This is a genomic window from Jutongia sp., assembly GCF_057878315.1.
In genome coordinates this window covers 32744-42396 of sequence record NZ_DBLXSO010000025.1, presented here as the reverse complement: position 1 = coordinate 42396, position 9653 = coordinate 32744, and the positions used below count along the sequence as shown (strand labels likewise).

The following is a 9653-nucleotide window of genomic DNA, read 5'->3' as shown; positions in this document are numbered from 1 at the left end:
TTAATGGACTTTTCTGAAAGGAGGTTATTGCTGTGAAAGTTAGATCTTCAGTAAAACCGATTTGCGAAAAATGTAAGGTCATCAAGAGAAAGGGGCGCGTCAGAGTAATCTGCGAGAATCCTAGACACAAACAGAGACAGGGCTAATGAGAGAACGGAAACCAAAGCATATCACTTTGGCTTTTCTGTTGTTAAAATAGAACTTGCTTTCTGTAATTATAGTGCGTTTTATAACATGCGCACTGTGACATTGTGGATGGAGTGATTACCCATCTCATCACGGCTATGTGTCATTTCATAGCAGGATGGTCCTGCCACGGCAGATGATGACTGCGGCGTAGATCGATCGTCAATTCGCAGGCGATCCCGAGGGACAGCAATAGGGCTGTCATAGTGAAAAATGTCTATGCAGTGGGATTACAATTTAAAGCGGCTGAAGATGAAGGAACCATCTATTCCCTCATCGAAATCACTGAAAGCATGGGGATTCCCATGTGACCGGCAGCGAGGCTGCCACGAAACTCATTGTAAAATAGAAAATTAACGGAGGTGTAAAGTACACATGGCTCGTATTAGTGGTGTAGATTTACCAAGAGAGAAACGTGTAGAAGTTGGTCTTACCTATATTTATGGTATCGGACTTACCAGCTCAAAGCGTATTTTGGCAGAAGCTAATGTCAATCCTGACACACGTGTCAAGGATCTTACGGACGAGGAAGTTTCCCGTATCCGTGATGTCATTGACGAGACACAGACAGTAGAGGGTGATCTTCGCAGAGAGATCGCAATGAACATCAAGAGACTTCAGGAGATCGGATGTTACAGAGGTATTCGTCATAGAAAGGGTCTGCCGGTTCGTGGACAGAAGACAAAGACAAATGCCAGAACTCGCAAGGGTCCTAAGCGTACTGTCGCTAATAAGAAAAAGTAATTTAGGTAGGAACAGTTAGACACTCTACCAAAATCTAACTAGGAGGGTTTGATAATGGCTAAAGTAGCAACAAAGAAGGCAACAAAGAAGCGTGTCAAGAAGAATGTCGGACATGGACAGGCACACATTCAGTCTTCCTTTAATAATACAATCGTTACGCTTACAGATTCAGAAGGAAATGCTATTTCCTGGGCAAGCGCAGGCGGATTAGGATTCAGAGGATCCAAAAAGTCAACTCCATATGCAGCACAGATGGCTGCAGAGACAGCAGCAAAAGCAGCTCTGCCACATGGTTTGACATCTGTTGACGTTATGGTTAAGGGACCTGGTTCAGGCCGTGAGGCAGCAATTCGTGCACTGCAGGCATGCGGTATCGATGTAACAAGCATCAGAGACGTAACACCTGTACCACATAATGGATGCCGCCCACCGAAGCGTCGTCGTGTTTAATCAATGATTACCAGATTAGGAGGATATAGAAATGGCAAGAGATATGACGCCTGTACTGAAGAGATGTAGAGCTCTTGGTATTGAGCCTGCATACATGGGACTTGATAAGAAGTCTAAGAGAAATGTTCGCGCTGGCAGAAAGCCAAGTGAGTATGCGTTACAGTTAAAAGAGAAGCAGAAAGCAAAATTCATCTACGGTGTACTTGAGAAGCCGTTCAGAAACAATTTTGCAAAGGCACAGAAGTTAAAATACGGTACAACCGGTGAGAACCTTATGATTCTCCTTGAGCTGAGACTGGACAACGTAGTATTCCGTATGGGATACGCACGCACCAGAAAAGAAGCTCGTCAGATCGTTGGACACAAGCATGTACTTGTAAACGGCAAGTGTGTAAACATTCCATCTTACACAGTTAAGCCGGGCGATAAGATCGAGATCAAGGAAAAGGTTAAGGGATACCAGAGATATAAAGATGTTCTGGAGACTACCGAAGGCAGACTGATCCCGGATTGGCTTGAGGCTGATCATGAGACTCTGACTGGTACGGTTAAAGAGATTCCTACAAGAGAGCAGATTGATGTTCCTGTAAATGAAGTGCTTATCGTCGAGTTATATTCTAAGTAATAACCGGATAGCATGTGAGCATAAACCCAAAAGGAGGGTCCTGGAGTGCTTGATTTTAAAGAACCAAATATTGAGATTGTTGAGATTTCAGAAGATAAGAAATATGGACGTTTTGTTGTAGAACCTCTGGAAAGAGGATACGGTACGACTTTGGGTAATTCTCTCAGAAGAATTATGCTTTCATCATTGCCGGGTACAGCTGTTAGTCATATTAAGATTGATGGCGTCGTTCATGAGTTCAGCTCCATTCCTGGAGTAAAAGAAGATGTTACAGAGATCATCATGAACATCAAGAGTTTAGCAATCAAAAACAACAGCGACTCCGATGAAGTTAAGACAGCATATATCGAGGCTTCCGGCGAAGGCGTAGTTACAGCAGCAGACATTCAGGTGGATTCCGATATCGAGATCGTTAATCCTGATCAGGTGATTGCTACACTGAGTGGCGGTCCTGACTGCAAGCTCTACATTGAGATGACGATTGTCAATGGACGTGGATATGTCAGCTCTGATAAGAACAAGAGAGATGACCTGCCGATCAACGTGATCGCCATTGACTCGATCTTCACTCCGGTAGAGAGAGTAAATATTCAGATAGAAAATACTCGTGTTGGTCAGATTACAGATTATGATAAGCTGACCCTTGAGATATTCACAAACGGAACAATTGAGCCAAGCGATGCCGTAAGTCTGGCAGCAAAGGTGCTCAGCGTTCACTTGAACTCATTCATCAACCTTTCAGAGAATGCAAAGAAAGCAGTAATCATTGCACCATCTGAGGAAGATGACAAAGAGAAGGTTCTCGAGATGAACATTGACGAACTGGAGCTTTCCGTTCGTTCTTACAACTGCTTGAAGAGAGCAGGTATTAACACGGTTGAAGAGCTGTGTAACCGTACATCAGAGGACATGATGAAAGTAAGAAACCTCGGACGCAAGTCACTGGATGAGGTTTTAGCAAAGTTAAACGAATTAGGTCTTTCTCTGAATTTAGGAGAGGATAATTAGGAGGTAAGCAAATGGCAGGCTATAGAAAACTTGGAAGAACTTCCAGCCAGAGAAAAGCGTTGCTTCGTAATCAGGTAACAGATCTGCTTTACTACGGAAAGATTATTACTACAGAGGCTAAGGCAAAGGAAATTCGCAAGATTGCAGAGGGAATCATTGCATTAGGAATCAAGGAGTGCAATAATTTCGATACCGTAACTGTTACTGCAAAGGTAGCACGTAAGGATAAAGACGGCAAGAGAGTAAAAGAAGTTGTAGACGGTAAGAAAGTAACTGTTTATGACAATGTTGAGAAGGAGATCAAGAAGGATCAGCCTTCAAGACTTCATGCCAGACGTCAGATGCAGAAGACTCTGTACAAGATCACAGAGGTTCCTGCAGATGCACAGGGTCGCAAGAGCGGTACAAAGACAGTTGATGTTTCTAACATCGTACTGGATGAGCTCGGACCAAAGTATGCGGAGCGTAACGGTAATGGTGGTTACACCCGTATCGTAAAGATTGGTCAGCGTAAGGGTGATGCTGCTATGCAGGTACTCATCGAGCTGGTATAATTGAATTTTTGAAAACAGAGGGCGTGCATGATATGTGCACGCCTTTTATAGTATATACGGGAAAGGCGGTAGAACAATGCAGCCGATAATTGACGCAAAGGATTTGGTACATGAATATTCCAGACGCGATGAAGAGGGAAATGTGACCGGAATTACCCGGGCGCTGGATGGTGTTTCTATGCAGGTAAAGCAGGGGGATCTCATTGCGGTGCTTGGAGCCAACGGCTCCGGTAAATCGACCTTCGCAAAGCATCTGAACGCTTTACTGACGCCGACCGAGGGCACGCTGTATGTCGGAGGAATGGAGTGCGGAGATCATACAAAGGATCTTGACATCCGCAAGACGGTCGGTATGGTATTCCAGAATCCGGATAATCAGATCATCGCCAATGTGGTTGAGGAGGATGTCGGCTTCGGACCGGAAAATATCGGTGTTCCGACGGAGGAGATCTGGGAGCGTGTTGCAGATGCGCTCAAGACTGTCGGCATGTATGAGTATCGCTTGAATTCGCCGAATAAGCTTTCCGGTGGACAGAAGCAGAGAGTTGCCATTGCGGGAATCCTGGCGATGAAGCCGAAGTGCATCATTCTGGATGAATCGACAGCTATGTTAGATCCCGGTGGGCGTAAGGCTGTGATCGATACGATCACGCGCATCAATAAAGAGGAGAATATCACGGTCATTCTGATCACACATTACATGGAAGAGGTAACCGGAGCGGATTATGTTTATGTGATGGATTCCGGAAAGGTTGTAATGGAAGGAATGCCGCGTGATATTTTTGCCAGAAGTGATGAGCTGGAAGAATTTCGTCTTGCGGTACCGGAGGCTGTCCGGGTGGCGATGCATTTGAGAGAGAAGGGCATCGAGCTTCCGAAGGACATTCTCGATGCCGGGGAGCTTGTTGATGCGGTGATGAAGCTGCAGGTGTGATGTGATTGTATTGTTGCTGCGATGAGACTGCAGGCGTGATGTGATTGTATTGTTGCTGCGATGAGACTGCGGGAGCAATGTGAGCGTGTCGATGCAGTGAATGACATGAGAGACTACACATCTATTATGTAGACGCTGGAGTGTCAGTGGACGAGTGTGTTCATGGACGGATCACTGTGCATGGAAAGGATAAAAGGTGAATGAACATGTCGATTCGACTGGAAAATGTGAATTACATCTATGGGGAAGGCTCCGGACAGGAGAAATGGGCATTAAAAAATATCAATCTGGCGATTCATGACAGGGAATTTATCGGGATCGTGGGTCACACCGGCTCCGGTAAATCAACGCTGACCCAGCTTTTGAATGGATTGGAGAAGCCGTCATCCGGTACGATCTACTATAACGATGAGGACATTCAGGCGGATGGCTATGAACGACGCAAGCTCCGCCAGAAGGTAGGACTTGTCTTTCAGTACCCGGAGCACCAGCTTTTTGAGGTGTCCGTGATCAAGGATGTGGAGTTTGGCCCGAGAAATCTGGGACTTTCCAATCTGGAGGTCGAGAAGCGTTCCTTTGATGCATTAAAGCAGGTCGGACTCAGTGATGATCTGTTAGATGTGGCGCCGTTTGCATTATCCGGTGGGCAGAAACGCCGCGTGGCGATCGCCGGTGTGCTTGCGATGCAGCCGGAAGTGCTGATCCTGGATGAGCCGACAGCGGGACTTGATCCGGCAGGGCGCACGGAGATTCTCGAGCTTTTAAAGAAGCTGCATGAGGAAAATAACATTACGGTGATATTAGTTTCTCACAGTATGGATGATGTGGCACGGTATGCCGGAAGAATCCTTGTGATGAATCAGGGAGAGCTTGTGCTTGACGGAGAACCGCAGAAAGTATTCCGGTATCGGGACGAGCTGCGCAAGATCGGTTTGGATGTTCCGCAGTCAACCAATATACTGTACGAATTACGGGACAGAGGAATGGCAGTAGGAACAGAGGGCATCACGCCCGAACAGGCAGCAGAGTGTATTGCAGATAGTTTGAGGAGGCAGTCATGATCAGAGACATTACAATCGGACAGTATTATCAGGGCAGTTCCCTGATCCACAGACTGGATCCGCGCCTGAAGGTAGTCGGTGTACTGGTCTATTTGATCTCGCTTTTCTGCTTCCGCTATGTGATCGGTTTTCTGGTGGCAGGCTTGTTTTTCGTGCTGGTGCTGCACCTGTCGAAGGTGCCGTTTCGCTATGTGATCAAGGGTCTAAAGCCGATTCTGTTTCTGCTGATCTTTACGGCGGCGCTGAATCTTTTGTGGACGCCGGGAGAGACAATCTGGAAGTTTGGTATCCTGAATCTGACCCGCGAGGGAATTTATAAATGTATCTTTATGGCACTTCGTCTGATCCTTCTGATCATCGGATCCTCCATGCTGACGCTGACCACAACGCCGAATCAGCTTACGGATGCCATGGAGCATCTGCTGGGACCGTTGAAACGCTTTGGGGCACCGGTGCATGAGGTCGCAATGATGATGAGCATTGCGCTGCGTTTTATTCCGATCCTTCTCGAGGAGACGGACAAGATCATGAAGGCGCAGATGTCCAGAGGCGCTGATTTTGAATCCGGCAATCTGATGCACCGTCTGCATAATATGATCCCGCTGCTGGTGCCGTTATTCATCTCGGCGACAAGGCGTGCCAATGAGCTGGCCTATGCGATGGATGCCCGCTGCTACAACGGCGGTGCCGGACGTACCAAGATGAAGCCGTTAAAATATAATCCGAGAGATTACAAGGGATACGCAGTGCTTGTGCTGTACGTTATTGTACTGATCCTTGTGACAAGGACAGTTGCAATCTGACAATCTTTGACGGGATTATATTGGGATTTCTGGGAAAGATCCGCTCTGAGATTTTATTGGCACTATAAATGATTATTAGATGGAACAGGATAGAAGCTATGAATCAGAAAATGACCACACAGACAAAAATGACCCGTAGAATACTTCTGCGGGTCGCTTACGATGGAACGAATTACCACGGCTGGCAGCTTCAGCCCAATGCGGCAACGATCGAGGGAGAATTAAACCGTGCGTTGTGTGCGCTGACCGGCGAAGAGATTGTTGTGACCGGGGCAAGCCGGACGGATGCCGGCGTGCATGCGCTTGGCAATGTTGCCGTGTTTGATACGACATCGAGGATCCCGGCGGAGAAGTTTTCGTATGCGCTGAACCAGAGACTGCCGGAGGATATCGTGATCCAGTCCTCCAAGCAGGTGGCGGATGACTTTCATCCGCGTCACTGTGACTGCCGCAAGACCTATGAATACGATATCTTAAACCGGACATTTCCGCTGCCGGCATACCGTAACACCGCATATTTCCTGTATGGAACGCTGAATATCAAGGCAATGCGCCGGGCGTGTCAGGCATTTCTGGGAGAACATGATTTTGCGTCCTTCTGCACGGCGGGAGCACAGGTGCAGACAACCGTTCGGACGATCTACAGCCTTGAGGTAGAATGCCGCCCGCTGACGGAGGCAGGAACACCGGTTCCGCCGGCATCCGGCGAAGCAGTCAACGCAGCTGACGGAAAGCGCGGTGAACAGGTGCAACAGGCGCAGTCTGCATCCGGAGAAATGCTCAACGCAGCTGCCGGAAAGAGCGATGAACAGGTGCAACAGACGCAGCCTGAATCAGGAGAAACAGCCATCCCGGCGGCTGGCGGGGCAAACGCCGGATCAGCCGATCAACTCCTGACGATCCGCGTCAAAGGCAACGGCTTCTTATATAACATGGTGCGGATCATTGCCGGTACTCTGGTAGAAGTTGGCAGAGGTCATATAAAACCCGAGGAGGTTGCCGGTATTATTGCCGCGAAAGACCGGGCAAAAGCAGGACCGACCGCTCCGGCAAGAGGGCTGCGGCTGGTAGAGATCGAGTATTTGCAATAACAATCGAATTGTATTATAATTTAAAAAGGTATGCATTCTGGGAATACAGGGATTTCCGGAAATGAATCATAACATTTTGCATGAAATAGAATGGAGTACATCGATGATGTCTATAGATAAAAAAATGCCGGCACCGATTCATATGATTGGGAAGAGCATTCGCAACCGGGAAATGATCGTGAAGCTTGCCAAAAATGATTTCAGGACCAAATACGCAGGATCCTATTTTGGCATTGCATGGGCATTTGTTTCACATATTGTCACGATCTTATTGTACTGGTTTGTCTTTCAGATCGGATTTCGTTCACAGCCGGTGGGAGACTATCCGTTTGTGCTGTGGCTTACGGCAGGACTTGTTCCGTGGTTTTTCTTTTCCGATGCATGGAACGGTGCCACGAACAGCCTGATGGAATACAGCTTTCTGGTCAAAAAGGTTGTGTTTGATATTGAGATTCTTCCAGCAATCAAAATTGTGTCATCATTTATGGTAAATATCTTTTTTACCGTGTTTGTCGTGATACTTTTTATGCTCAACGGGTTTGGATTGACACTGCACATGCTGCAGCTCATTTACAGTCTCGTCTGTATTATGGTGTTGACATGGGGACTGAGTTATCTGACATCTGCAGTGGTCGTATTTGTGCGGGATTTATCCCATTTTCTGGGGGTGGCACTGCAGGTGTTGATGTGGTTGACACCGATCATGTGGAATATTTCGATGTTGGACAAGTATCCGTGGCTGGCATCTCTGATGAGACTCAATCCGGTCTTTTATATTGTCCAGACATACAGAGATGCTATGTTTAATGGCTGCTGGTTTTGGGAACGTCCGCTGTGGAGCTGTTATTTCTGGGGATTGACGATACTGATCTTTTTGGCAGGTACGTCTGTGTTCAGTAAGTTGAAGTCGCATTTTGCGGATGTGTTATAGAAATGAGGGGAATTATGGCTGCCGACTACGAAAAAGGTACTATAAATATAACCAATTTAACAAAGGTTTACCATCTTTATGAGAAGAATACAGACAGGATCAAGGAGACATTTTCGAAGAAGAAGTATTCCAGAGATCATTACGCCCTGCGGGACATCAATTTGCAGATCAAACCGGGGGAGTCTGTAGGAATTGTCGGAACAAACGGTTCCGGTAAATCAACGCTGTTAAAGCTGATCACCGGCGTGGTCGCACCGACAGAAGGTGAGATTCAAAGTTATGGTAAGATTGCCGCACTTCTGGAGCTTGGCGCAGGCTTTAATCCGGAATATACCGGCATTGAGAATATATATTTGAATGGAACGATGATGGGGTACAAGAAAAGCGAAATGGAAAAGAGAGTGCCCCAGATCATTGAATTTGCCGATATTGGAGAGTTTATCTATCAGCCGGTGAAATCATACTCCAGCGGTATGTTTGCAAGACTGGCGTTTGCGGTATCTATCAATGTGGAGCCGGATATTCTGATCGTTGATGAGGCATTGTCTGTGGGGGATACCCGTTTTCAGATGAAATGTATCGACAAGATGACACAGCTTCGTGATCAGGGAACGACGATTTTGTTTGTGACGCATGCGGTGGAGCAGATCAAGCGTTTCTGCACGCGTTCCATCTGGATCAAGGATGGGGCAGTGATCGAGGACGGCGAAGCAAGTCGGATCGTGGATCTGTATGATAACTTTACCAAATATGGAGAGCTTCCGGGTGAGGAGCAGTCGAATTCCGATGAACTCAAGCCGTTTCGGACACCGGAGGATGTGACCTGCCTGGCAGCGATCCAGAGAGTCACGCTCAACAAGAAGCTTTTTCAGTCGTTTGAACCGCTCGAGGTTGATGTGGTTTATGATGTGTATCAAGAGATGAAGGATCTGCAGATCGGCGTTGCGATCTACAGCAGTGACCGTAAAATCTATGTTTTCGGGCCGAATACGAATCTTGACAAGTATCCGTTGCCGCAGCAGGCGGGGAGATACCAGATGCGCTACAGGATTCCAAAGCTTGCATTGATGAGTGGAGATTATGTCATTGATGTGGGAATCTTTAACAGTGACGGGATTGTCAATCTGGATTACCGTAATGGCTGTAAGGCGTTTTCGGTGGCAAATGAGTATTTCTCTGAAGGAATGATATATTTAGAACATGAATGGGATGTTGAGAAACTGACAACAGAGGAGAATTAGTACGGAAGCAACAGGAAAGAGAGGA

The 9653-nt window shown here is 47.0% G+C and carries 12 protein-coding genes; all 12 read left to right on the top strand.

Annotation, left to right across the window (positions count from 1 at the left end; genetic code table 11):
• Positions 1 to 32: 32 nt before the first annotated feature.
• The 12 genes from rpmJ (at position 33) to ACZLMD_RS07615 (ending at position 9628) form a co-directional block, all read left to right on the top strand.
• Positions 33 to 146 carry a 50S ribosomal protein L36 gene (gene rpmJ / locus ACZLMD_RS07670; protein WP_118559023.1) on the top strand — a complete coding sequence of 38 codons (114 nt, stop codon included), beginning with the start codon at positions 33 to 35 and terminating at the stop codon, positions 144 to 146.
• A 415-nt stretch (positions 147 to 561) separates the two neighbouring features.
• The gene (gene rpsM / locus ACZLMD_RS07665; RefSeq protein WP_022306314.1) at positions 562 to 930 is read left to right on the top strand and encodes a 30S ribosomal protein S13; all 369 of its coding nucleotides are present in this window, start codon (positions 562 to 564) and stop codon (positions 928 to 930) included.
• Positions 931 to 984: 54 nt separating this feature from the next.
• Complete coding sequence (gene rpsK, locus ACZLMD_RS07660) at positions 985 to 1380, top strand: 30S ribosomal protein S11 (RefSeq protein ID WP_022306313.1); 396 nt, start codon at positions 985 to 987, stop codon at positions 1378 to 1380.
• 31 nt (positions 1381 to 1411) lie between these two features.
• On the top strand, positions 1412 to 2005 hold the full coding sequence (gene rpsD, locus ACZLMD_RS07655; protein ID WP_022306312.1) for a 30S ribosomal protein S4: 594 nt from the start codon (positions 1412 to 1414) through the stop codon (positions 2003 to 2005).
• Between the two features lie 45 nt (positions 2006 to 2050).
• On the top strand, positions 2051 to 3013 hold the full coding sequence (locus ACZLMD_RS07650) for a DNA-directed RNA polymerase subunit alpha (RefSeq protein ID WP_022306311.1): 963 nt from the start codon (positions 2051 to 2053) through the stop codon (positions 3011 to 3013).
• A gap of 11 nt (positions 3014 to 3024) precedes the next feature.
• Positions 3025 to 3567, top strand: a complete 543-nt coding sequence (locus tag ACZLMD_RS07645; protein ID WP_022306310.1) for a bL17 family ribosomal protein — start codon at positions 3025 to 3027, stop codon at positions 3565 to 3567.
• Positions 3568 to 3643: 76 nt separating this feature from the next.
• Complete coding sequence (locus tag ACZLMD_RS07640) at positions 3644 to 4501, top strand: energy-coupling factor transporter ATPase (protein ID WP_484107299.1); 858 nt, start codon at positions 3644 to 3646, stop codon at positions 4499 to 4501.
• A 206-nt stretch (positions 4502 to 4707) separates the two neighbouring features.
• Positions 4708 to 5562, top strand: a complete 855-nt coding sequence (locus ACZLMD_RS07635) for an energy-coupling factor transporter ATPase (RefSeq protein ID WP_484107298.1) — start codon at positions 4708 to 4710, stop codon at positions 5560 to 5562.
• Positions 5559 to 6365: an energy-coupling factor transporter transmembrane component T family protein gene (locus ACZLMD_RS07630; RefSeq protein WP_022306306.1), complete on the top strand. Its 807-nt coding sequence runs from the start codon at positions 5559 to 5561 to the stop codon at positions 6363 to 6365. Before ACZLMD_RS07635 ends, ACZLMD_RS07630 begins: the two co-directional genes overlap by 4 nt.
• A gap of 98 nt (positions 6366 to 6463) precedes the next feature.
• The gene (gene truA / locus ACZLMD_RS07625; RefSeq protein WP_484107297.1) at positions 6464 to 7456 is read left to right on the top strand and encodes a tRNA pseudouridine(38-40) synthase TruA; all 993 of its coding nucleotides are present in this window, start codon (positions 6464 to 6466) and stop codon (positions 7454 to 7456) included.
• A 103-nt stretch (positions 7457 to 7559) separates the two neighbouring features.
• Positions 7560 to 8387 (top strand): ABC transporter permease, encoded by an 828-nt coding sequence (locus ACZLMD_RS07620; protein WP_455057153.1) that lies wholly within the window; start codon positions 7560 to 7562, stop codon positions 8385 to 8387.
• Positions 8388 to 8389: 2 nt separating this feature from the next.
• Complete coding sequence (locus ACZLMD_RS07615; protein WP_484108884.1) at positions 8390 to 9628, top strand: ABC transporter ATP-binding protein; 1239 nt, start codon at positions 8390 to 8392, stop codon at positions 9626 to 9628.
• Positions 9629 to 9653 lie beyond the last annotated feature (25 nt).

What these genes read in the sequence shown, in the direction of transcription:
- rpsD (WP_022306312.1), top strand. Translation starts at nt 1,412, where the DNA reads ATGGCAAGAGATATGACGCCTGTACTGAAGAGATGTAGAGCTCTTGGT.
- ACZLMD_RS07645 (WP_022306310.1), top strand. Translation starts at nt 3,025, where the DNA reads ATGGCAGGCTATAGAAAACTTGGAAGAACTTCCAGCCAGAGAAAAGCG.
- truA (WP_484107297.1), top strand. Translation starts at nt 6,464, where the DNA reads ATGAATCAGAAAATGACCACACAGACAAAAATGACCCGTAGAATACTT.
- ACZLMD_RS07615 (WP_484108884.1), top strand. Translation starts at nt 8,390, where the DNA reads ATGAGGGGAATTATGGCTGCCGACTACGAAAAAGGTACTATAAATATA.
- ACZLMD_RS07620 (WP_455057153.1), top strand. Translation starts at nt 7,560, where the DNA reads ATGATGTCTATAGATAAAAAAATGCCGGCACCGATTCATATGATTGGG.
- rpsM (WP_022306314.1), top strand. Translation starts at nt 562, where the DNA reads ATGGCTCGTATTAGTGGTGTAGATTTACCAAGAGAGAAACGTGTAGAA.
- ACZLMD_RS07635 (WP_484107298.1), top strand. Translation starts at nt 4,708, where the DNA reads ATGTCGATTCGACTGGAAAATGTGAATTACATCTATGGGGAAGGCTCC.
- ACZLMD_RS07640 (WP_484107299.1), top strand. Translation starts at nt 3,644, where the DNA reads ATGCAGCCGATAATTGACGCAAAGGATTTGGTACATGAATATTCCAGA.
- rpsK (WP_022306313.1), top strand. Translation starts at nt 985, where the DNA reads ATGGCTAAAGTAGCAACAAAGAAGGCAACAAAGAAGCGTGTCAAGAAG.
- ACZLMD_RS07630 (WP_022306306.1), top strand. Translation starts at nt 5,559, where the DNA reads ATGATCAGAGACATTACAATCGGACAGTATTATCAGGGCAGTTCCCTG.